A 21,512-nucleotide genomic window follows, 5' to 3' on the forward strand; every position below is an offset into this window, starting at 1 on the left:
CGAAATGCGATCTATCCGATGGTCAGGCGTTAAAAAAGCTCAACTTGCTAGTTGAGCTTGCCGCCTGACTTTCGGATAGATCGTGCGTTGAGCTTTGTCGCCGCAAGGGGATCCAGTCGGACGGGACGTTATCTGGAGTCTATCAGATCCAACACGCCGAGGGGGTCGGGAGGCAAAAAACCGGGGAGTGCCAACTGATCACAACGCGATCGCTTCGGCTCGGGGGCCTCTGCACTTTCTACCGCGTTTCGCATGTCCCAGTCCTCGCGACCGATACCATACTCCTCCCACAACATCCGGACAAAGCCCTTCTGCTGAAGCGTCCCGTACCAGGCTGGGCACGCTTCGCTCTCGCGATCCAATAACTCCGTCCACGTCGGCTTGGGGGTCTGCTCGATCAGTTCCATCCGGTCACTGCCGCAGTCCGAGCACAACACGTCCGGCCGATCTTCGACAAGACCGGCGACCGTTTCTCTCGGATCAACCGAGTTGCACGAACGACCCTCTCCCCTGAGCAACTCCTCGCAGCGACTTCGATACTCGGCTTGACGCTGGTTGCACCAACCGCCGAAGTAGCGCGTTTTCGTCAGCTGGTTCGGCTGAATGTGAAGGCACCACTTTTGAATGAACTCGGTGGTGCTCAGCGTGACGGGAACCTGATTCCGCTCGCCGCCAGTGCGTGCTCCTTCTCGGGCCATGAAGGTCACCTCTTTCGAATCGGCCGCGCTGATCCGCCGGTCACTGATCGGACCGCCCGTTAAGTAACGAGTCAAGTAACGAACCACTTGATTGGCGCTGCTCGATTCGCGCGGTGGCGGTTGGATATACGCCACCCATTTCTTGGATTCCAGTCTGTCGATGAAGGCGTCCCAGTCCTCGTCGTTTCGAAGCGATTCGAACTTGCCGCCGAAGCTCAACTTGCCCGAGCGACGCAGTTGCTGCAACTTCGCAATCGCCCGTCGGCGATACGCTCGCCGAAGCGGATCGACGCGGACCAAGTGATAGCCGTCGGAGTTAGCCGAATCGACCGGCGACTGAGCCCGTTTCCAACTTGTCCCGCTCAACGATGGCCCTTCGCCGGGCACCAGCAGATGCACATGCCAGTGCGAGTCGAGTTTTTGGTTCCAAGTGTGCAACACCGAGATCGCCGCCGGATCGTAATCCTGTTCCGACTTGATTCGCGCGGACAAGCTCTTCCAGGCCGACCCCACCAGCAGGTCGGCCATCTCGTGACGATTCGCAAGAGCCAATTCCGACAGTTCGCTCGGCAGAGTGAACACGACCTGGTAGTAGGTTACCCCAGGCAGAATCAACTTGGACGCTTTGTCGTGGAAGTCTGTGCGTTTACCACCACTGCACTGGGGGCAATGACGGTCTCCGCAGGAGTTGTACCGCGACGTGATCTCGTCGCAGTCGCGGCACTGGAACTTTCGGCCGCCCATGACGTGCGTGCGGCACAACGATAACTTCGCCAGCACGCTCTGGACTTGGGGGCAAGTATTTTCATCGACCGCCGAGGCTGCTCCACGGCGGAGGATCTCCGCCACGGTTAGCTTGGATTGTCCTTGGGTGGATTGTCCTGGCTCGGGTTTTCCTGCTCGCCGGAGTTGTTCGAGTTGTTCTCCTGTGGCGGATGATAGGTCGGCAGTTGCTTCACCGGCAGCCAGTCCAACGGACTGGGGGTGCTGTGCAGGTGCTCGCGGCGACAGTGCAGATAAATCATCGTGGTCACGAAACTGGCGTGACCGAGTAACTTGCTGATCGTCAGCAAGTCCACTCCCGCTTCGAGTAGGCCGGTCGCGTAAGAATGTCGAAGCACATGCGGATAGACGCGTCTCTTGATTCCAGCTTTGATGGCGGCGACCTTCATCGCCTTTTGGATCGTCGTATCGGCGTAGGTCTTCTGCTTCGACTTGCCGGGAAATAGCAGGTCGGTCGGCCTGTACTGTTTCCAGTAGATCCTGAGCTCTTTCAAGAGCCTCGGTGAGAGCGGTACGAGCCGCTCCTTTCGCCCCTTTCCGCAGGCGATCCGAATCATCATCCGGTCCGAGTCGATATCCGCGATCCTGAGGTTGGCCCCTTCGGAGAATCTCAGCCCCCCGGAGTAGAGCGTCATCAGAAAGGTTCGATGCTTCAGATTGGCAGTGCATTGGATCAGCTTGTCGACTTCGTGATGGCTGAGCACGGTCGGCAGAGTCTTAGGTCTTTTGCCGAAGGGAACCATCCTGACCGGCCAGGGGACCGAGATGGTGTGCGTGTAGAGAAACCGTAACCCGCAGACGGCTTGGTTGAATGAGCTATAGGCGACCTTCTTTTCTCGGATCAGGTAAAGCTGAAAGGATCTGACGTCTTCAACGGTTGCATCATCAAGTGATTTTTGGATAAAGTCGGCAAACCTTCTTGCGTGGTAGGTGTAAGCGTCGATGGTTGCCTGGGCCATGTTTCGGATGAGCATGTCTTCGGCGAGCCGCTTGGTAAGTTCGCAAGAACGTTTTTGGTAGGGCGTCATGGGTTCTTCCTCAGTAGAGAGTGGTCTGTCGGAACACGAAGCATGCCCGATCAGTTGAAAACCCATTGCAATTACCGTTACAGGAAGCGCAACCTCTTTAATCGCTTTAACCGTCAAACGGCCAAAATAGTGTGCCGTAAGAACCGTCAGATTCGTTAGCCGGTTTTGGTTGGTCCTGGCCGGTTCGGGAGTCGCGTTAGCGAAAAGAAAAACAGCGGCGAAGCCGACCACCCCAATGCTTGCTGGGCTGGCATGGATGCCAGCCTCCTACCACGCAGGAAGCGTGCCAGCGTTGACGGGACCACCGCCTGCACCGGAGCCGCCCCATTCAGCGTCACCCCATTGTCCACGTGTTCGCAGTCACCACGCACTGCACCGGAGCACTTCGATTAAGTTCAACGGCGGTCGTAACCGGGCGACCGCCAAAGACTTTCCATTTGTAAACACGCCGCCGGTCGCTCCGATTCACGACTTGGTTCTGGCTTCTTGCGGCGATACCGATCCGGCCAGTTCCGATCGTTGGCACCAGCGACCACTATACCACCGAGGGTTCGACCGCGCAACGTCGACGAGATCAAAGGGGTCAGGCATCTTTTCTGTCTCATGCTTGATGTGAAAACGCGGTTCCGTTTCATCCCAAGCGATGGCAGGTCGCAGCTTGTTGGATGCGAGGTAAAGCTCGAGGCACATTCGCGTTCATGAAATTCGGAGTTTGCAAATACGACGCTGTGAAAGCCGATCGGCACGAAGGGGCTGGCTACGAAGTTGGCTACCGCGTTCCGTCGCAGCGTCACGAACCTCCGAAACAACTGATCAACGTCGTAGTGACCTGCAAGCGTGATACCCGACGGCTAGAATATCGAGATGGTCGCTTTTGCTCCATCCTGTCGTCTTTGCCCACTCGAGCCAAATCGCTCGACACGCAGCCCACGTACCACGAATGCCCAGTTTGGATTCTCATCATGGTCACTCCCTTCATCGCTGTCGCCGCCGCTCTTTTGGCCAGCCTGTTCCTCGCGTCCGACGGGGCTGCGCAGCACTATTCCGAGCTCTGGGGGGAGCGGGGCGAGTTGTGGGAGCCGGGTCGGCCTTTGAATGACTTCAGCGACCAGGCGGGGTATCGGGGCGGGACGGTGCCGCTGCCTCGCCGAGAGGTAAGGGTGAGCGTCAAGGACTTCGGTGCCATCGGCGACGGGGAGGCCGACGACACGCAGGCGATCATTGACGCGATCGAGGCGTGCCCAGAGGGCGGGGCGGTCTTCATTCCTATCGGGCGATACAAGATCACCGACTGGATCCGGATCGAGAACCTTGAGAACGTGACCATCCGCGGGGAGAACATGTTCGAGACGGAACTTTGGTTCCCCCTAGGCCTGGAGGACATCCACTCCGCCCCGACCCGGACGACAGGCAACATCCCCACGACGCGATACTCCTGGGGCGGTGGGTTCTTCTGGTTCGACGACGCGGAAGAGCTTGGCATCGAGAACTTCTCGTTCATCTTCCCCGACCGGCCTTACGAGGAGCACTTTAAAGAACGCGGCTACAACATGATCCGCCTCGACGGCACGAACTGCTGGACTAAGAACGTCCGCGGCTACAACGCCGTATCGGGCATCCGTGCGGCAGAGGCCGCCGCGGCGGAGCAGTTGGAGTGGCGAGATGCGATGTGAGGAGCTCTGCGGAAGAACCGGATGGCCTGATACTGCGTCGCCGGGACGCTGGTTCGATTTTCCATTTGTAAATGCCTCATGCCGTCCTCCGGTTAACGTCATGGTTCGCCGTCTGCGGTAAGTTCCGTCAGTCGCACGGGACCACGATTTAGCAATCCATCAGGCTCCGCAATCATCGTCCTAACTCGCGTCGCGTTCCGAAATTCCCGCAGTATTCTACCGTAACTATTCGATGCCGATCCAGAAAGATCCGTCGTGATCAAGTACGGCATAAGAGAATCGTCGCGTCGAATCATCAGTTGGAGTTCAGATTTCGACTCACCATGTGAATCCCGAAGCGTGACGCCAATGAGTGCATGTACCTCCGCGAGTTCAAACACCTGTTGACCGCCAAGAATAGAGACAGTGGAGTTCGCTGCAGAATAGGAAACAAGAGGGCTGCGTGAGCGCAGGTAACACAGGCGGATTTGGTGCCCAGCCACCGGGCCGACGATGGCGAGAATACCGATCAGCAATAGTAGCAGCCAAATCATTGGGCCGAACTTCGCACCGGCGTCGTTTGCGATTGCGATCCAGATGAAGCCAGCGTAGATCAGGCCAATCACGGTCGTCATCAATGCCATGGATACCCATGTTGACATGGGAGGATCGATGTCAACGGAGTTGAGACCCTTCGTGAGTTCAAGCCGGAAATTGTTTTGGTAGAAGTGACCAAGCAACCGCAAATCGGTAGGATTCAGTTCAAGTGCTGCGACGTCTTTCATTTGCTTCGACGAACGATACGAATTGGCGGACGGCGGCGAATGACATTGCGATGGCCAAACAAACCCGACTCCGCCGGTCAGCCACATTCGCTGGCTATCTGCAATTGTGAATTCAAAAGGGCGGTATCACCCCAGCATCGTGCAGAGATAAAAGAACACCACCGGCCATTACGACCAGTGAGAGGAGTGCCAGCAAGACCGCGTGACCGCGTGTTCCCATTGAGTAGCACTTTGCAGCGTAGAGAAGCATAGCCGATGAGATTAGTAGCGACAACAAAAACACGCCCCCGAACCGACCGAGATCAATCGCGTTGATGGCCCAAAGCCCGCCGGTAAGTAGGGCAGTGAACACCTCGAGCGCTGCAAAAACGAATGCAATGATGGAACGACCAGGAAAGCGATGTTCGAGCCAAGGAAAAGTTCCGCCCTCGACGGACGCTGGAGCCGAGTAGGGATTGAGGTCAGCGGGCATGGCTATTCGCTGATTTCATGATTGGTCCTGCAGTGGTCTTCAATGTCCATTCGCTAATCCTGATCTCGAAAGCATCTTTCCGCAAGCTTCGGCCCAAGGCTTTGGCATGACCTCGTGTCGCAGCAATGCAATCTCAGCCTGTATTCGTAGTGATCTCGCACGGAGCAAATCATCTGACGAGTAACGTCACCGAGCACGGCCATTGGTGAAGTATTGGAGTGACGCTGTTGCTTTGGACGAACCTAGGTGGCACTTTCATCGGGTGGGAAGTCTGGCCCGACTCCGGAGCCTTCATACCAAAGTTGATCGATGATTGACTTATCGCGGAGATACCAACTGGCCCAGCTCAGCGGTGTGTCCTTGTTGGCGTCACGGATCGTCGGATCGGCGCCAGCATCCAGCAGCAATTGAATGACCTCTGGACTACCCCACGCTGCAGCTCGATGCAAGGGGGTTTCACCCCGCACGCGAGCGTCCCGCCACAGTCCATACGTCTTCATTCCAGGTTTCGTTCGGGCATTGGGATTCGCGCCATGGTCGAGCAGTAATCTGGCCGCACGAGGGTCAGTGTTGCCTGCTTCACCATGCAGCACTGTTTCGCCGCTATGTGGGCTTGAACGGTTGACGTTTGCTCCAGCCTCCACCATCAGCCGCAGGCACTCATAATTCCCACAAACACCAACGATCACCGGATATTCAACCTCATTACACTGCAAATCTGGAACAGCACCATGGTCCAACAGGTATTGCGTTACATCATAGTCGTTACGTATCACGCGGTCGCCGCGAACGATGCATACGGAGCGTATGCCGGTACCAAGAGCAACGATCCCACGCATCCGTAGATTAGAAAGAGTGGGCCGAACTGCGAATAGTGTCTAGCGAGACGGCAACCCAATAGCATCAGTGCCATTCCGACAAATACTGATCGACAGTTGTCTAGTCGGATGTGCCAATTGAGCGAATCAAACAATAGGACTCCGGCTGCGGTAGCAATCAACCAAAATAGCAGGAACGCGATGCACTTGAGAATCGATGTCATTCAACTGCTGTCGCAAAGGGGGAACGTCATCCAAACGGGTTTGACGTGGCACGTACGTTTGGCCTGCACGACGGATTGCATCGGTCAGTAGGGGAAAAGCACAGGCACGTAGGTGACGCTAGTCTCCGGATGCGTCAAGCGAGGATTGCCAGCTGGGTGAGACGAAAGCGATCATCGCGATTTGCGGCGTCCAAAAGACACACAGAAGAAATAGGAGATTGACGTACTGAGAGGTGTCGGATCCGAGTAACGCAAGCAGCAGGGGCGAGGTCAGCAAGTCCCAGCCGGCGAACGTCCAACGTCAGCGGGCCCGGCGGTTTGATTTTCCATTTGTAAACGGCCCCATGACGTCCTCCGGTGGACGTCATGGTTCGTCATTGGCTTGGGAAGCGACGAGGAATGTCTGTGGATCATTATTCGGTATCAACACCAGATTGTCATCGGCTGTGGTTGCCGCAAGATAGGCTTTTCCAGCAACGACCACGGATCCAGCCGATATAAAGTACCACGTTTCCATCGATTTGCCCGCATCGTCTGGCGAAGGGATCCGAACGGTGTCTGTATCAACAAACGTGTATCGCAAGCTAGTGACTGATCCATCCGGTGTGGTTTGCTGAACATCCCAGGACCCGACAAGGTCGATACCGGCCTCGATGAGCTTCAATTCTTTGCCGAGGCTCTTGGATACCGGTTCAAGCACGCCTGAGAGCCATTCATCTCGCGCTCGTTGCATCGATTCCTGCTCTTCTTTCGATTCCGCCACCGCACGTTTTACCGATGAGAGATCTCCAAAGAACGCCTGTATTCTATCATGGACCCCCGAGGTCGCGTTTACCACCAGCGACTCAAGCGACGGAACCGGTGCCATCGAGCATCGACCACCAAGATCCTGCCACTCGGTTGGGAAAACGCTCGCTCGTGTTGCTTCAAGCAAAGACTGGTAGTCCAGCGGGTCGCCATTCTTGTGAGTACCGTCCCCAGTTGCACGAATGAGATCGCCAATCTGGTAGACCTCGGGATATGGCTCTTCAGCCTGGCGTTTTGCCTTCCCCGACGCGTAACCATTTGGGTATCCCGCGCGATAACCTGCAAGAAAACCAGCAACGCAAAGGCACAGGAATAATAAGAAGGCAATCGAATAGCGTAGAGAGTTGCGATTCACGATGATTGTAGTGATGAAGTGACTGACAAATTGGGTGAACAAAGAACATGCGATCTCGAGTCAAGCGGAGCGGAACCGAAGGATAAACTCGGTGTTGAACGGAGACGCTTGGCTTGGCACCGATCTGTTTGGGACGATGCGGAGTGATTGCTGCCACTCACCCATCGTACGAGTTTAACTGGCTGAGATGGCCAGCTGCAACACGCGACACGGAGCCTGTGGCGAGCAGTTATACAGGTGGGGTTCACACCCGCTTGCCTATCAACCATCCCCAGTCCGCACGTTCACGGCCTGGGCACGTGCTATTCTGCGGGGATTAGGATCTCATTGCCCTTAAGCGGTTGCAGTTTTACAAAGGAACCTTCCGTGCCGCCAACGATGTGGGTCAGAGCCTTCCCGTTTCCGGTTCGCCGAGACAATCCGATCGAGCCACCAGAAGCGTAGGCCTCAATGTTGGCTGAATTAATTCGGTTGTCGTTGGTCAGGTCTACGATCGCGTTGGAATCGTTGGCGATGATGGCGACCTCGGACTTCTTGGAACCGTCATGCATCCGCAGTTGCGTACTGTTTCCGAGTGTCTTGAGAGTCGCCCGAATGGTACCGCTGTCGTCGACAAGCTGAAACTCCTTCGCTCGTAGAACTTGTGGTATTTCTGGTTTCGAGCTGGCGCCCATGGTAACAGCGACAGCGATGCATCCCATGGACAGCAACGCGAAGATACGCCAGATGCGAACTTCCCGTTCGATCTTCGCTAGGCGATTAAGAAGAAAGTTCTGTTCAGACATGGTGGTCTCCTATGTAAATGAGGTCTACGTGGTGTAACGGCCGGTCATGAAGTGTCCAGCGGAACCAACCCGGTGCGGAGTTGCAAGAATAAAGTCAGTAGGGACGACCGAGCTGGGTCCGTTCAGTCTTCAACCACGTCGGTGACATGCGTGTCCCGATTCAACGGTGCGTTCATTGTCTTGGAGGGCAAGTGAAAAGTCAATCAATTGCCAGTTGTGGAGTGCAACCAGTCCAAGGCAAAGCGGATCTCACCCTCCCAGGAATCGCGTTCAGGTGGTTCGGTCATATGTCGACCCTCATTGCACGCATGGTCTCGGACTGCCACGAAAGTTGCAGCGGCTATCGGGACGACGCTGATTCCACCTGTCTGTGGGAAGCACTGACGAAGCTGTCGTGGCTCAGGTGAACGTTGTCAGCCGATGAACGGAACCAGTCCAATTAGAATTCCCAGAATCGTGAAGACGACGAATCCCCAAAAAGCACCCGCCTCACAAGATGCACGTGTCGGATTTACGTCGTAGGCGAGACTCGCCGATGTTGCGGTAACAGCGAGAATCGATCCCGCAAGGGAACCAATCGCAAGCATGCCGATGGCATAGCCGCGTACCAGGTCGCCACGCACCGTGTCGCCGCCATGCGCCATTACGGCGATGTAAGCAGAGAACAATGCGAAAGCAGTGGTCGCAAACGCGATGGATCGGATCGAAACGCGAAACATGTTAGGAGCTCAGCTTAAGTTGAGCGTATTTAGACGGCGAACGATGGACATCACCGAGGACGCGCGAAGGATTCTCCGCTGCCAAAACGCTTGGCTCGCGAGACCGGGTGCACGAACCTGTTACCCGCCGCTTTCAATACTGGCGAGCTCCTCGTCATTCTCGTCAACGACTCCATCGCCATTGATATCTTCGTCGGGGAGTCTGTAGCCGGAACGGAGCGTGCGTCCTTTGTGGATCGTGCCATCTCCTAATCGGACATTATATAGCCGCTTCTTGATCACGCAAATCAAAATGGAAAGTCGGGCTTTTCGGCTACTATAGTCACATCCTCGTCCGCAGTACAAATACCACGAATAGTTTGGTGGAGCCTATCCACCTCCGCAGTTGTGTCAAGAAATCCGAATCGGCCCCAACTCCATTTCTTGCCTCGGGGCGTTAGCACGGTGGCGCACAAGTCAAGATCATCCGAATCATCAATTCGAATGCCGTAGATTCCAATGCCGCACGAAAACTGAAGCCCCGCGATCGTCACCCACCAGCCCCAGTCCTCGCACACCACCTGTGTTGCCTGGTAGCCGTTACGAGCCAATGCGTCTCGCAAATACTCGGAGAACGCCTTTCCGTACATGCCCTCGTTGACAAGCTCATCGTCCTCTCCTGGCATCACCCCAAGTTTTGACGATCGAACGTGTAGAAACGGATTGGAATCCATGTAGTGAGTTTCGGTCCAGATTTGTCGGCGAACGGCAACCGTCACCGCGGACGGACAGTTGAGATTCTATTTGTAAGGCTGTGCAAGCCGTCCTGCATGTGCACGGCATTGTTACCCGCTGTTTGAGTTTTCGGGTTCGGGTATGTCCATGGATCGAAGTCCGTCTGTGAAACATTCGATAGGGAAGTCTTCAAACAGTTCAGGTTCGGCGTTGTGTAGTTCTTCGAGCTTTGTCGCCATCGTCTCGGGATCGACAAACTGAATGTACACCGCCACAAACTCATCTTCTTCATCGTCGCGGCTGAGCTGGATTGCAAATCCGGAATCCTCCATTCGCCATATCCCCATTGTTGGGTCATCGGCGAATGTAGGTTGTTCGTGCTTGCCGAATCGAGAGTTGATTGCAGTGCGAAGTGTCTCGAATGAACGTGAGCGTTCGTAGTGGATCATCGCACCGTAACAAACATCGTCTTTGTAGTCGAGAACGACCTGTTTTGGTGACCAGTTTGTATTGGCAGTGGTCAAGAGCATCGGGATCGCATCGGTTGGGGAAGAACCGAGGACTGCCTCATTGAAGAGCTGGACGCGTGCATCAGGCGGCAATTCATTCTCGGGCATCTGGTTCGGCTCCGCGCACCCAAAGGTCAGCGAAAGAACGATGAGGGCCAGAAGATGTTTCATTTTGGTCGGGTAACGGTGGGGATCACGCGGTCGCCGCGAGTGATCTACCATTCTTGTAAAACGCGGCTCAGCGACTCGCGTACATCATCGTGGTTATCGGCCGTTCTGGATCGTCTCGTTTGCGTCAACATCCAGGGAATTGCCGCAGGACGGACAGGCTGGACACTCTGATACCAGCGTCTCGCCGCAGTGATGACAAAACGGAACATCGCTACTGACCGTAGCGTCATTCTCCACTCTCCATTGTGCGATAAGACGCTGCACCTCTGCTTGCGTGCAGTCGACAGCGCACACATCGTGCAGCACGTCGAATACGGGGCCTTCACCCATATGCCCAATTTGACGAGGGGAAACGAGGCGAGCATTGATTCCCGAGGCCTGTATAAATGCTGCGAACGACTCTGCGTTTTGGTAATTCCGCGATCGGTAGACCACGGTCGGTGCGGGAAGAGTCATGCTCGTTTCTCCAATTCCGGTGGGGCAACACAAGGGTCAGCAACGGTTACGGCACGTTCGCGTTTCGCCGCCGACATCACAATCGGCACAAGTTGGTGACGACGGGGGCGCGAAATCTTCAGTTCGATTGCGGCAGCGATGTGCGGGCGACCGCCCAAGACTTTCCATTTGTAAACGCGTTCTCGGTCGCTCCGGTTCGCGACTTGGTTCTGCCTATTCGGCATCGCGGTGTGACGTGACAACCGCCTGAGGTGGCGGCGCAATGATGACGGCCACATATGGCAGCCGCTCGTCGACCTTGGCCGGCTTTCTTTCTATGCCAACAAGAATCTGCACAGGGCCAACTGCTCGATTGCCAGGTTCATCCAACAGCGTGATGTTCGCCTCGCAGCCACCGAATGGCAACCAGCCAGCAACGCTAACCGACAAGCGACCGTTTTCCCGTTCAGGAATGTCTCCGCCGACAGGGCAATAGCGGTGTTTGCCGTCAAGACGACCATCCCATACGTCATTGTCTACGATATCGTCCGCAAACAGCCCATCACAAACAGGCACCCAGTCTGTGACAGCAAAATATTCGGACTCGCCCAGCTGCTTGAGCTGCTCTGCAACCCAGGACTCAACGACAGAGCCGTCCTGCTTAGGAGTGCGCGAGGTGACAGGCACGATGACTTTGACGAACACCTGGTTGAACCGTCGCCGCGCGGTCGACTCCGGCGTAGGGCCCTGAGCGGGTAACTCGGCAGCAATGGCTGCGACCATGTTGAAAACCAGTAGACAGACGAAACGATGGCGACTCATCTTGGACCACACCACGTGTCAGGAGTAGGCAGAACGGAAACGATCACGTGGGCGCCGCGAACGACTCACCACTTCAATAGACTTAATTCGGCGACTCACGTGCATTCGTCTGGCTCTGCCATGTCCTCAGTACGGCGAACGTTTTGCGACAGGTACCGCCACACGTCCTCATTGTGACGAGCTGACCACTCATGTGCCAGTCTCGGGACGCGAATAGGCTTGACGGAGTGTCCAGACGAACGATATTGATCAGCATCCGATCGCATGCAACCGTTGGTTCTGCGATGTCTTCAATCCCATTCAAAGCAAACCATTTCTACCTCACCTGAACCGAGGACGGCCTATGTGGTTTCCATACAAATAGAAACGTCTCATGCCGTCCTTCGTGTGAATGGCATGATTATCTGTCCGGGTCACGACATATCGGGTCGGAGATGACCCACATTGTACATTTGCGACACAGGCGTGCGATCATCACGATGGCCGGAATAGCCACGAGCCAAATCAGGATTCCCCAAGCCGAAAGTCGCGGAAGCCAGAACACGGAAATGATGAGCGTCGGCACTGCGATGGCGGACCCGAGAATCGCGATGGGTAAGAGCATGCCCAAGAAGACGCACCTCTTTCTGGCGTCAACAACGCCAATGGCGGTAAGCGCCGTAGCACCACGGGCCCAAGAGTACAGAGCGACTCCGACAAGAAGCACGCCCGTAACACGCAAAACGAAAACATCTACGGGCCACCGAGTAAATGATGTGACCAAGGAAGTGGGAACTGCAATCAAGAATGTCAGCGTAAAGAAGTCGCAAACAAAGAAACGAGCATGGAATCTGAGTCCACGATCAGCCAACGCGACCGGCTGGAGGACCGTGTACCCGAAAAGGGATCCGACGCCTAATAAAACAGCCAACAATAAAAGGCCAACGATCATCACGGTTTAATACGGCTCACTTCAGCATTGGTAACTGCGAGACAGGCAACAATGCAACCAAATAACGGGGGACGCTCGATCGAGCCACCACTTGTTTCAGCGCTGACGCATCCTCCGGTTAACGTCCTGGTTCGCCACAATGTAGCGAACGGACCGCCGGACGATAGCGAAGCAGGAGATTCTCATCAAGGGCCGTCAACAAAGTGCGACACAAGTACCTCCCCATTCGTCACGTCACCGTCCAATACGATAGCAACATTCCAGACACGCCCCATGAGAAATCCAGCGTTGCTGTTAATTCTCCTGCAGCGGAGAAAGTCAAGGTCTTCGTGATCTGGCCCCTTGTCGGCCCAATGTCTCATCTCGCGAAACACACCATTTCGAGTTACCTTGCAATCGAATCCTTCGCCCTCCATCAGTGCGGTCGCGTCTTGGAGCGATGTCCCAGCCGGCACGAGTGAAGCGACGGACGAGTGCATTGCATCCGGATTCTTATGGTTGTGGGTGGTCCGAGTTGCGCTGCTAACGCAACCGGCGGCAACCACCGCAACAAGCACGAAAAGGCTCCAGCGAATGCAACGGGTCCGTTTCATCAAGAGGTGGTCTCACTGCCCGACTGCGGATGTCCGCTCTTGCTTTGCATTGTTTGGCTTGGTGTCAACGTGGCGTTTGGTGAGTTTGTTGCTGCAGGCGCAACGACAGGTAGAGTACGACGCCCACGGGTGTTGACCGCCGCGATTGTGAGGCCATGCAGGATTGCACAGATGGCAAGAACGGTGAGCAGGTCTGGAATGGTCCACCGCCGATGATTGAATGCGTGAAGTGAACGGTAGTTTGTGTAACTAAGGCCGAACCAGATGCATGCGATCAATGCTGCGGCAGGTGCGAGCCCCTTTGTTCCGAAAAGAGACGCCGCACCAAGCACGATAGCGATCCATGTTGTGGCTATCATTAGTACCGCTATCGAGAATCGCAATGCATTTGAGCTGGACGTCATGGTTCGTCGGCCTTGTCATCCGATTCAGAATATATCGGTGTATCGCCTCGAGCCACTCGAGCTAGAACGAGCGTGCTTCCAGCGATGATAGCAGTCAACCCTGCCACCGGAGGATTGAGTTCGCATGCGAGGGCGAAAACAAAACCGAGCGGCAGTAGCAATATTGCAAGCGTGGATAGGGCCAGCCGGTCCAACGCGACCAATCGTGCCGAAAACCAAGAGAGTAGCCCGGCAACGGCACCGATCGAGGCGTAGAGGCGGAAATAGAACGTTTGGTCAATTCGTGGAATCGGCCAGTTCAAGTGAACGATGGCGATCAGCCCCAACGCCAGAAAGCACCATGCAAGGATCCATGTCGCTGCGAACGCGGGACGGAGGATGAAACTCGTACCTCTGCCAACAGTTGGAGTTTCGACAGTGGGCGATTCATAAGGATTCACTGTAGACACGATCTGTCCGACCAAAGGTTGCGGTAACCAGGCCGCCGCCGACGACCACCAACGTCATAAACCGACTCGGCGACTCCCCGTCCATCGCATGATTCTGACCAATCTAGCCGTCAAATTGGACGTATGTTGGTTTCCAGCTGGCTTCAAACTCCAGAAGCAGATCAAGGTAATATACCGGGTGGCCTGAATAGATGAGTCGAAAACCGTCGGCGAAATTGACTACGGATTCAAGCTTCCAGTTAGCGAACAGCTGTGCCTCAGACGCATTCCAGCGATCGTAGCCAGTGCTTTCCCCAAGATCGCAGATTCCCTTACGATGAAGCGAAAAGACCCCAGCCGTTCCGAGATTGCTTAGCTTTGCAAGTCGCGTTTCAGAATCGGCAAGAAGCTTGCTGATAATGTGCACAGCGTTTTCTGGATACGGCCAATCAAGGTTAGGGTTGAGAACGATGTTGACCGCACACCTATCCCCCATGGCGAGCTGAGTTTCGTACGTGCAATCGTGAAACGTCTCACGGCCAGATTCGAATTGTGATTCGCTGAGAGTAAGCTCGTCGAACACGCTCGACTGCAAAGAGTGCGGTAGCATAACGGACATTGGCACCAGCGGTCAGCACTTACAACATGGCAGAACGGTCGGAATCACGGGACCGAATTTAGGATCAACCATCAAATATAGTCGCTTTCGAGGCCTCCGCGTCCAACCCATTGTTACTGGCCTTATCGTCAAGATAGGACCAACCGCACGCCAGACATCTAGCTGTGTCTGCCGTTATGGCTGCTCCGCAGTTGAGGCATTGAACTTCCTCCTCACCGGGACCATTTGCCAGCGCGGGAGGATCGAGTGATGCGTCAAATTCTTGCCATTTGGGCCAGGAGCAATGCAAGCACTCGCGTGCCCACGGAATCCGGAGATCAAGAATTTGCGGCCACAGCATGGACACGGGAAGCGAGCCAGGCGATGTCCGGCAATTGCATATGCGGCCATCCAGCACAGCGCAACGGGGATTGCCAGCACATCGACCCCAGTGATAGCTTTCGACAATGACGATGCGAAAGCACACGCAGGCAAGAAAGCTACCAGCAGCAGCACGTGAATTGTACGGCGATTGCGATAGTCATCCCAAGCCATTTGTTCCATGGTTCCTTGTTGCATCCCGTAGCGGCACCGTTCACCGGGCCCAAGCGATCGATCATCCACTTCAAAACGCGTTGTCGGCGGCTCCACGTTCATCGCTTGGTTCTGCCTATTCCCGCGTCGCACCACGTTTGGCAACAACGCCCGCGAGTTTGAGTATGTCGTCATGTGAATTGCTGGCAGGTTTCATTTTGAGTTGGGTAACGGGGGTATTGAGTGCGACGAGAAATATGTTGCCATTTTCAGCGGACAGATCATTTGGTCTTCCGTCGATCAGCTCAATGGTAAAACGGTTCGGTCCAGTTTGATTGTACTCCGCTGAGAGGCGGGCAGTGGAGGACTTACCATCTAACAAAGAAAGCGAGAATGACGCCTTTCGCCCACCGTCGATGGAGTATCGGTAACCGATTATGGGCCGATTAGGGTCTGAAAGATCGTCGCACAGCACGACAAGACAGACGAGTTTGTTGTTGCCACCACGCGTCACGTAACAGCAACACCAATCGGCGGTCTCGGCCGTGTGACACCGTATTTGCAATGAAAGCGATTCGAGTTTCCAATCGGACAAAGATGTGGATGAACCACCAGTAGCTCCCCCAGACTTGAAAAACGTCCCCTGCCCGCTCGACTCTCCAAATGTGTTTGGCACGAGAAAGAGGCAGCATGCAATGAAGATTCTCTTACGCATTTGTGGTTAGAGTCACGTTGGAGTTTACCGAGGTCCGGCAGAACGTTGGAATTCACGGGGCGGCGAGAGTGAACATGCAAGCAAACGAACGAACCTGCCGCCGTTCCGTCACCATCGCATGGTTATCGGTCGTGTTGGAAACCCGTAGGAATGGAACATCCGTGGAATGGCACAAACGTGGGCTACTGGGAGCGAACGTAAACCTCCGGCTCTGAAACCGTGGCGTTCCAAACGGACGCAACACGGTCGTCAATGTATACTAACCGAAGCGTTACAGCGTAATCGGAATCAGGTTCAGCGAGTAATAGTTCGCCTGTTGGCGAAATGCTCCAGAATACGCCACACATTCGTACCTCCATCAAACTTTCATCGCCTGCCTTGATTCCGAGATGAGGCAAATCGTCTTCTGGCGGCCCGCCAATGTTCGCGGTTGCGGCAGTTTCGTAGAACCCGAAGTCGGCAACGCGTGAACTCGACACGAGCGAATAATGCCAGCCGATGATTTGCGACTCGGTCCATGCGATTGAGGGCGACGACGCAGTTGCAACCGGAGCTGATGCTGCGACGCGAGAGCGGTTCACCGCAAAGTAAATGTGATAAATCGTTTCCCGCCATGCAATGCACGCAATCGAAAGAAGGGCAACTGCACACAAGATGACGATTCGCCTACGACGCATTCTTTTGTCCAATAACGTCGGTGGTCACCCGGTTCGAGCGGACGAGCCACCATCAAGCAAAGTGTTTTCGAAGACTCGGGTGCACCACTTGGTTCGTCGTGGCGCGGAACAGGACGCGTTTCCCAGGTGGTCGCTTTTTCTGTTGTAAATTACCGCACGATCTTCAAGATTACTTTACCCGGTACTATCCACTCTGAATTCTTCGCCAGGTCCCGTACTGGCACAATCCGTCCCAAAATCTGCCCCGGCGCAACTACCTGTCCCACCTGGATAGGTTTACCCTCGGGTATCACCATGCACTTCACAGGTAGCTCTACTGATTGGCCTTCGGCCAACCCCTGAACTTGCGATTCAACGAAACGAATACGAGCTTCCAACGCTCGTAGCTCATTCGCGATTGAGTCGAGCTTGTCGGAAACGGCGTTCGAGCCAACTTTGTCAGGAGCTTCTTCAGCGAAGGACCAAGACGATCCAAATGTGACGGAAAACACGAGCACAAATACGGCGGGCAATGCTCTCATTACCATTTCTCCTTGATCTACGACGAAAGAATCCATGTAAGTCCGAGGTTTGATGGGTGGGAGTCATTCGTAATTAAAATGGCGACTCGGACCCGTGATGCTGACAGACGGTATCTGTCAGTCACATTCGCTCCACCCACCAAACACAAGGATACTTCAATATGAAAATTCTCGCTCTTGATCTCGGCAAATTCAACTCCGTCTGCTGCTTCTTTGACACCAAAACCCGAAAATCACGCTTTCTTACTACCCCCACCGAGCGGCAACACATCGCTAGCGTCTTGAAGAACGCCAAGGTGGACCTCGTCGTGATGGAGTCGTGCGGCCCCTCAGGGTGGATCAACGACTTGGCCCAATCGCTCGGCCTCTCCACTCTCGTTTGCTCGACCAACGAGGAAGCTTGGCGATGGGCCAACGTCAAACGCAAAACCGACAAAGACGATGCACTCAAACTCGCTCGATTGGCCGCCATGCGGGAACTCAAGCCGGTCCATCTGCCCTCGCAAGAGCACCGCGAGTTCCGCTCGCTGGTCAAGTATCGCAAGATGCTCGACCGACGTATCAACAAAACCAAAAACACCATCCGTGCCTGGTTCGTCAACCACGGCATCACGATCGACTCGGGGGACAAGGCGTGGCACACAGGACGCGAGCACATCAACTCATTCCGCAAACCAATCCAAGAGTGTGGAGCCGACGAACTCTGGAAGGGTGAACTCGACATCGAACTGACGATCCTCGATTCATTGACACAGCAATTGGACATGATCGTCAAAAAACTCGAAGCGATTGGTAAAACCGACCCACGCATTGTACGTCTGATGACGATTCCCGGTGTCGGACCTCGAACGGCTGAGATCCTGCTCGCCTTGATCAAACACGTAGCCACGATGGACAACCAGTATCGGCCGCCTGATGCCTTGACATCGACGAACGAATCGGACCATCGTGGCTTCTCAAACCACTTCTACACCCAACTCTTTTACCAACACAACCTATTACGGAGATTCGGGAAGCCCAAACATCATTCACTAAGACCGACGCCAAGGAGAAGACCTACCCAAGTGTGAGAAGCACCGAGACAAGTTGACCCTGATCTTTCGCCTTAGGATCGATCGCTGTAGCGAATCGTAGAACGATCAGACACGTCGCCCTAAAGAATGTGCCACACCGATGGAAGGTAGCTTGCTGCTCATTGAAGCCTCCAGGCAAGCTGCACCCACCACGAGCTGATGATCGCACAAGTGATCGTTGAACCGTGCATGGATAACTGAGAGGACGCAGTCCGCCGTGAGCGGATCTATCAGAGTTCAAATGCGTTCACACCTCGAATAGTCGTTTAATCAACATCCTTGACTGAAAGTCGCAGTGATTCGTGTGCGGATCACTCCCTCGAAGCTCACCAACAAAGGCAACCTCCGCCTGCCCAACGTCTCCACCGCCAGTCGTTCGCCAAGCTCGCTATCGCGAGTGCGGGGCGAGCGACCAACAGGCGGCTCCGACGAAGGCAGGCTCCAAAGGAGATTCCAACTCAAATGACATAACAACAGGAAATTGGAAAAAGTGGAAACCCGCCACTTGCAAAACCTTGGACTTCATAGTCGTTACCGATCAGCCGGCGGCGACGGTTGATCATCCACTTCAAAACGCTTGACTTCGCCGCGCGATTGCATCGGATGGTTCCCCGCAGTCACCGCTTCAGGCCGTCGGGGAGGTAGCGTCAAGTACTTGCGGCCGGATTCGCGTTGGCGACGCCGGGTTTCCTCAGCAATACGGTGGACGTCAAATCCCGATTCCGCACCAAGGCGATGCTTGATCTCGCGAATTGCGTCAGTTGGGTCAGGAATCATCTTCGGTCAACCTCAGTTGTTCGGGCGTGCAAATGACAGGAGGTACATACCCCGCCTCGCGACACGTATCACCAATCTTTCCTTGCAAGTGCGGATTTAGAATGTGTTTGAAGTTCCAGGTCACTATAAATTGTACACCGTGAACCGCCGCCGTAGCGATATGCAAAGCATCGCGAGGTTCAGTAGCGGGAACGGCCAGACGTTCAATCAATAGGCCGGCAAGGGCCTCTGCCTCGCTAGATTGATCTAACAGCGGAATTTCACGAATGACTTCGAGTCGCTCAGCGGCTGCCTCAGGATCACCGTCAGCACATTCGTCAAGCGTAAGTTGGGACACAAAAACGCGGTAGCGGTTCGGTGCGTCAGTCCACCAGTCGCGAGTCAATTGCTGGCGGTCAGAAACAGAGGGCTTTGGATGAAGCCATCCGGCGAGAACGAAGGCGAAGATTCGAGTTCTATTGATTCTGTCATTCGAGTGAGCTTGGCCCTGCTGAACGCGTACAACCAGAGATCGCCATTGGCGTCAGAGAACACTATCGTTTCGCCATCGGGAGACGCGTCGAATGAAACGTTGCCGTGTTCGATCGTATTTAACGCCAATGGGCAACCTACAGAGGCCGCTAAGACGAGAAGCAAGGGGATCGGGAAGAAGTGTCGCATTGGGCAACTATCCTTATGTGCGACCTTTCGCGTCACGCTGTGATTCTCGAATTATTTCATACACTTGTCGAGCGTTGTCGATCATTTCAAATGACGGAACGGCGTGCTGATGTGATCCGGGCCAATTTGAACCGCCCATCCAGTTGTGCCATGGTGGTGTAGGGCCCAAAGTAATCGTGCCCGAGCCATCGGTTTTCTCGGTCAGTGCCACGTCAGTAAGGGTATCGATATTGAGTGATTTCACCGATCGACGAAACAGGCCGGAAATAATGATGGCCCTTTCATCTGTGACGCCGTAGTAAGTCTTGGATCGTTGCCGTGCGTCAACGAAGAAGCGACCAACAATTAGATAGAGGCCTACAAGAACAAAGGGAATACCCCACAGCATGAAGAAGAAGGGAGCGCCGCCCATCACCACAGACGCTTCCCAGAAAACTGCGAAGCCACCCCACATCAGGCTGAATGGTATCAGGAACGCGTCAGTTGCGCGAAGTCGGAGGCCGAGCGGAGGGCGTCCGTGCCAAAGTAGCTGTTCGTTGCTACTGAGCTCAGGGTTGATCTGCGATTCAGCGTCGTAACACATATCCGAGTTTATATTTGGATTAGCACAGAACGGGACGAATCACGCGGCGGCGGCGAAAGACTTAGCCATGGCCAAAACGGCGACCACCGCCGCTCCGTTGCAACCGATGGTTCGTCGGTTCGGATTGATCTATGCCTCAGGTCCAGTTGATTGATTGTTGCTGTCCTGCTTGGTTTTCGCGAATCGAGCCAAATAATGCCAGACCTTCTTCAAGTCATCATCCGCGTATTGTCCGGATACAGCCGCGTTACCGATAATCGCGGGTGTAAGCCAACCATCAACGGCGAGGGTCGCAGCTAACTCCACATACCGCTGGCCACGATACTCAGGGAACTGGTGCACAGTGTCGATCGCGACACGAAATCCAGAATGCCATTCTACGCGGACGGGCAACGTCAGCGCATCCGCCTCAACGCGTGTTCCGACATAGCATGGGTCAAGCACCAATGCCTCAACATCTTGTGACAAATCCACAGGCCCATGCACATGCGCCTCGATGTATCTATCAAGATCATCGCGGTGATCGGAGTCACAAGCTTTGATCAGCCCCATGTGCGAGGCGTTTCCGAAGCGTTGCGGTTCGAACACGCTGTCCGGGTAACAGAACGTTGTCCGCTGGAATACGTGAGCGGCAAGCCGGAAATGGGAGGATCCAAACCGAGGTGATGCACCGACAGATCGCCGCTGATAATTGAGCGCCCCGTATTTCGGTCGCCGGGACGCCGACTCCAGATCATATGCGCCCGAGAATATCCGACTCTCCCAGCGCCAACGATCACCGCCCTCGAAAGCGGTCAGTCCACCGTTGCTGGTTCGTGTCTCGAACTGAGAGCGTAGCACGCCGTCCTTTGCCAGAACCTCTAGCAGGCTCGAATCTCCTAAGGTGCGGTCTGGATGGAAGTTCACTGTGACGCGCCACGCAGGCTCAATCGGTGGTCCATCCGAGCGACTGGCGATGGCTGCCAGTGCGTTAGACTCCGGCGATTCGGGAGGCACCGTCCACATAGGTTCTTCTGTGAATGCTCTGTGAGTGCATTGTCCGACGAACGGTAGACGTCATGGGGGACGGACGATGGATTGTCCTTACCAGCAAACGCCGCAAGTCGTCCTCCCATGCACATACTCTTAGGTGGACTTATTAGATTTTGAAACGAAAATGGCTTCTCTCGATGTAATAAACGAGCTGAATCACGAGGATTCGCTCACTTGGTGTTAGTGGTCGTAACCAACAATTTGGACAT

24 protein-coding genes are annotated in these 21,512 nt (G+C 54.9%); 2 read left to right on the forward strand and 22 right to left on the reverse strand.

Annotated elements, in window-relative coordinates:
* Positions 1-128 precede the first annotated feature (128 nt).
* Both Poly41_RS33000 and Poly41_RS33005 read right to left on the reverse strand, forming a co-directional pair.
* On the reverse strand, positions 129-1,547 hold the full coding sequence (locus Poly41_RS33000; protein WP_231616147.1) for an IS91 family transposase: 1,419 nt from the start codon (positions 1,545-1,547) through the stop codon (positions 129-131).
* Positions 1,548-1,549: 2 nt separating this feature from the next.
* Entirely contained in the window at positions 1,550-2,509 is a 960-nt protein-coding gene (locus Poly41_RS33005; protein WP_146531636.1) for a tyrosine-type recombinase/integrase, read from the reverse strand.
* Positions 2,510-3,471: 962 nt separating this feature from the next.
* Between Poly41_RS33005 and Poly41_RS33010 the strand changes: the two genes are divergently transcribed.
* Entirely contained in the window at positions 3,472-4,182 is a 711-nt protein-coding gene (locus Poly41_RS33010) for a glycosyl hydrolase family 28-related protein (RefSeq protein WP_197231972.1), read from the forward strand.
* Positions 4,183-4,280: 98 nt separating this feature from the next.
* Here Poly41_RS33010 and Poly41_RS33015 read toward each other — a convergent pair whose 3' ends face one another.
* The 16 genes from Poly41_RS33015 to Poly41_RS33090 form a co-directional block, all read right to left on the reverse strand.
* Positions 4,281-4,946, reverse strand: a complete 666-nt coding sequence (locus Poly41_RS33015; protein WP_146531638.1) for a hypothetical protein — start codon at positions 4,944-4,946, stop codon at positions 4,281-4,283.
* A gap of 112 nt (positions 4,947-5,058) precedes the next feature.
* Entirely contained in the window at positions 5,059-5,418 is a 360-nt protein-coding gene (locus Poly41_RS33020; RefSeq protein ID WP_146531639.1) for a hypothetical protein, read from the reverse strand.
* A 242-nt stretch (positions 5,419-5,660) separates the two neighbouring features.
* Entirely contained in the window at positions 5,661-6,257 is a 597-nt protein-coding gene (locus Poly41_RS33025; protein ID WP_146531640.1) for an ankyrin repeat domain-containing protein, read from the reverse strand.
* 567 nt (positions 6,258-6,824) lie between these two features.
* Positions 6,825-7,622 carry a hypothetical protein gene (locus Poly41_RS33030; protein ID WP_231616148.1) on the reverse strand — a complete coding sequence of 266 codons (798 nt, stop codon included), beginning with the start codon at positions 7,620-7,622 and terminating at the stop codon, positions 6,825-6,827.
* A 302-nt stretch (positions 7,623-7,924) separates the two neighbouring features.
* The gene (locus tag Poly41_RS33035; RefSeq protein WP_146531641.1) at positions 7,925-8,407 is read right to left on the reverse strand and encodes a hypothetical protein; all 483 of its coding nucleotides are present in this window, start codon (positions 8,405-8,407) and stop codon (positions 7,925-7,927) included.
* A 413-nt stretch (positions 8,408-8,820) separates the two neighbouring features.
* A complete protein-coding gene (locus Poly41_RS33040) occupies positions 8,821-9,126 on the reverse strand; it encodes a hypothetical protein (protein ID WP_146531642.1) in 306 nt (101 codons plus the stop codon).
* Positions 9,127-9,413: 287 nt separating this feature from the next.
* Entirely contained in the window at positions 9,414-9,839 is a 426-nt protein-coding gene (locus Poly41_RS33045; protein ID WP_146531643.1) for a hypothetical protein, read from the reverse strand.
* A 111-nt stretch (positions 9,840-9,950) separates the two neighbouring features.
* A complete protein-coding gene (locus tag Poly41_RS33050) occupies positions 9,951-10,520 on the reverse strand; it encodes a hypothetical protein (RefSeq protein WP_146531644.1) in 570 nt (189 codons plus the stop codon).
* A gap of 93 nt (positions 10,521-10,613) precedes the next feature.
* Positions 10,614-10,976, reverse strand: a complete 363-nt coding sequence (locus Poly41_RS33055; RefSeq protein ID WP_146531645.1) for a hypothetical protein — start codon at positions 10,974-10,976, stop codon at positions 10,614-10,616.
* 213 nt (positions 10,977-11,189) lie between these two features.
* The gene (locus tag Poly41_RS33060; protein ID WP_146531646.1) at positions 11,190-11,777 is read right to left on the reverse strand and encodes a hypothetical protein; all 588 of its coding nucleotides are present in this window, start codon (positions 11,775-11,777) and stop codon (positions 11,190-11,192) included.
* 1,116 nt (positions 11,778-12,893) lie between these two features.
* Positions 12,894-13,301, reverse strand: coding sequence for a hypothetical protein (locus Poly41_RS33065; RefSeq protein ID WP_146531647.1), 408 nt, complete (start codon positions 13,299-13,301; stop codon positions 12,894-12,896).
* Positions 13,302-13,701: 400 nt separating this feature from the next.
* Positions 13,702-14,154 carry a hypothetical protein gene (locus Poly41_RS33070; RefSeq protein WP_146531648.1) on the reverse strand — a complete coding sequence of 151 codons (453 nt, stop codon included), beginning with the start codon at positions 14,152-14,154 and terminating at the stop codon, positions 13,702-13,704.
* 103 nt (positions 14,155-14,257) lie between these two features.
* Positions 14,258-14,752, reverse strand: coding sequence for a hypothetical protein (locus Poly41_RS33075; protein WP_197231975.1), 495 nt, complete (start codon positions 14,750-14,752; stop codon positions 14,258-14,260).
* A 649-nt stretch (positions 14,753-15,401) separates the two neighbouring features.
* Complete coding sequence (locus Poly41_RS33080; protein ID WP_146531649.1) at positions 15,402-15,980, reverse strand: hypothetical protein; 579 nt, start codon at positions 15,978-15,980, stop codon at positions 15,402-15,404.
* A 182-nt stretch (positions 15,981-16,162) separates the two neighbouring features.
* On the reverse strand, positions 16,163-16,657 hold the full coding sequence (locus Poly41_RS33085) for a hypothetical protein (RefSeq protein ID WP_197231977.1): 495 nt from the start codon (positions 16,655-16,657) through the stop codon (positions 16,163-16,165).
* A 149-nt stretch (positions 16,658-16,806) separates the two neighbouring features.
* A complete protein-coding gene (locus tag Poly41_RS33090) occupies positions 16,807-17,178 on the reverse strand; it encodes a hypothetical protein (protein ID WP_146531651.1) in 372 nt (123 codons plus the stop codon).
* A 161-nt stretch (positions 17,179-17,339) separates the two neighbouring features.
* On the opposite strand from Poly41_RS33090, the gene Poly41_RS33095 reads away from it, so the two are divergent.
* Positions 17,340-18,248, forward strand: coding sequence for an IS110 family transposase (locus Poly41_RS33095; RefSeq protein WP_146531652.1), 909 nt, complete (start codon positions 17,340-17,342; stop codon positions 18,246-18,248).
* Positions 18,249-18,782: 534 nt separating this feature from the next.
* Here the strand turns inward: Poly41_RS33095 and Poly41_RS33100 are convergent.
* From Poly41_RS33100 to Poly41_RS33120, 4 genes are all read right to left on the reverse strand, one after another.
* Positions 18,783-19,028, reverse strand: a complete 246-nt coding sequence (locus tag Poly41_RS33100) for a hypothetical protein (RefSeq protein ID WP_146531653.1) — start codon at positions 19,026-19,028, stop codon at positions 18,783-18,785.
* Positions 19,018-19,365, reverse strand: a complete 348-nt coding sequence (locus Poly41_RS33105) for a type II toxin-antitoxin system VapC family toxin (RefSeq protein WP_231616149.1) — start codon at positions 19,363-19,365, stop codon at positions 19,018-19,020. The genes Poly41_RS33100 and Poly41_RS33105 overlap by 11 nt, the downstream gene beginning before the upstream one ends.
* 336 nt (positions 19,366-19,701) lie before the next feature.
* Entirely contained in the window at positions 19,702-20,271 is a 570-nt protein-coding gene (locus Poly41_RS33115) for a YdbT family protein (RefSeq protein WP_146531656.1), read from the reverse strand.
* Positions 20,272-20,400: 129 nt separating this feature from the next.
* Positions 20,401-21,276 (reverse strand): DUF3626 domain-containing protein, encoded by an 876-nt coding sequence (locus tag Poly41_RS33120; RefSeq protein WP_146531657.1) that lies wholly within the window; start codon positions 21,274-21,276, stop codon positions 20,401-20,403.
* Between the last annotated feature and the right edge of the window lie 236 nt (positions 21,277-21,512).

The sequence above is a fragment of the Novipirellula artificiosorum genome, assembly GCF_007860135.1.
GTDB classification, from domain to species: Bacteria; Planctomycetota; Planctomycetia; order Pirellulales; family Pirellulaceae; genus Novipirellula_A; species Novipirellula_A artificiosorum.

Excerpts from the sequence above, each read along its gene's own strand:
- Poly41_RS33005 (WP_146531636.1), bottom strand. The coding sequence starts at position 2,509 with ATGACGCCCTACCAAAAACGTTCTTGCGAACTTACCAAGCGGCTCGCC.
- Poly41_RS33010 (WP_197231972.1), top strand. The coding sequence starts at position 3,472 with ATGGTCACTCCCTTCATCGCTGTCGCCGCCGCTCTTTTGGCCAGCCTG.
- Poly41_RS33015 (WP_146531638.1), bottom strand. The coding sequence starts at position 4,946 with ATGAAAGACGTCGCAGCACTTGAACTGAATCCTACCGATTTGCGGTTG.
- Poly41_RS33020 (WP_146531639.1), bottom strand. The coding sequence starts at position 5,418 with ATGCCCGCTGACCTCAATCCCTACTCGGCTCCAGCGTCCGTCGAGGGC.
- Poly41_RS33025 (WP_146531640.1), bottom strand. The coding sequence starts at position 6,257 with ATGCGTGGGATCGTTGCTCTTGGTACCGGCATACGCTCCGTATGCATC.
- Poly41_RS33035 (WP_146531641.1), bottom strand. The coding sequence starts at position 8,407 with ATGTCTGAACAGAACTTTCTTCTTAATCGCCTAGCGAAGATCGAACGG.
- Poly41_RS33040 (WP_146531642.1), bottom strand. The coding sequence starts at position 9,126 with ATGTTTCGCGTTTCGATCCGATCCATCGCGTTTGCGACCACTGCTTTC.
- Poly41_RS33045 (WP_146531643.1), bottom strand. The coding sequence starts at position 9,839 with ATGGATTCCAATCCGTTTCTACACGTTCGATCGTCAAAACTTGGGGTG.
- Poly41_RS33050 (WP_146531644.1), bottom strand. The coding sequence starts at position 10,520 with ATGAAACATCTTCTGGCCCTCATCGTTCTTTCGCTGACCTTTGGGTGC.
- Poly41_RS33055 (WP_146531645.1), bottom strand. The coding sequence starts at position 10,976 with ATGACTCTTCCCGCACCGACCGTGGTCTACCGATCGCGGAATTACCAA.
- Poly41_RS33060 (WP_146531646.1), bottom strand. The coding sequence starts at position 11,777 with ATGAGTCGCCATCGTTTCGTCTGTCTACTGGTTTTCAACATGGTCGCA.
- Poly41_RS33065 (WP_146531647.1), bottom strand. The coding sequence starts at position 13,301 with ATGAAACGGACCCGTTGCATTCGCTGGAGCCTTTTCGTGCTTGTTGCG.
- Poly41_RS33075 (WP_197231975.1), bottom strand. The coding sequence starts at position 14,752 with ATGTCCGTTATGCTACCGCACTCTTTGCAGTCGAGCGTGTTCGACGAG.
- Poly41_RS33080 (WP_146531649.1), bottom strand. The coding sequence starts at position 15,980 with ATGCGTAAGAGAATCTTCATTGCATGCTGCCTCTTTCTCGTGCCAAAC.
- Poly41_RS33085 (WP_197231977.1), bottom strand. The coding sequence starts at position 16,657 with ATGCGTCGTAGGCGAATCGTCATCTTGTGTGCAGTTGCCCTTCTTTCG.
- Poly41_RS33090 (WP_146531651.1), bottom strand. The coding sequence starts at position 17,178 with ATGAGAGCATTGCCCGCCGTATTTGTGCTCGTGTTTTCCGTCACATTT.
- Poly41_RS33095 (WP_146531652.1), top strand. The coding sequence starts at position 17,340 with ATGAAAATTCTCGCTCTTGATCTCGGCAAATTCAACTCCGTCTGCTGC.
- Poly41_RS33100 (WP_146531653.1), bottom strand. The coding sequence starts at position 19,028 with ATGATTCCTGACCCAACTGACGCAATTCGCGAGATCAAGCATCGCCTT.
- Poly41_RS33115 (WP_146531656.1), bottom strand. The coding sequence starts at position 20,271 with ATGTGTTACGACGCTGAATCGCAGATCAACCCTGAGCTCAGTAGCAAC.
- Poly41_RS33120 (WP_146531657.1), bottom strand. The coding sequence starts at position 21,276 with ATGTGGACGGTGCCTCCCGAATCGCCGGAGTCTAACGCACTGGCAGCC.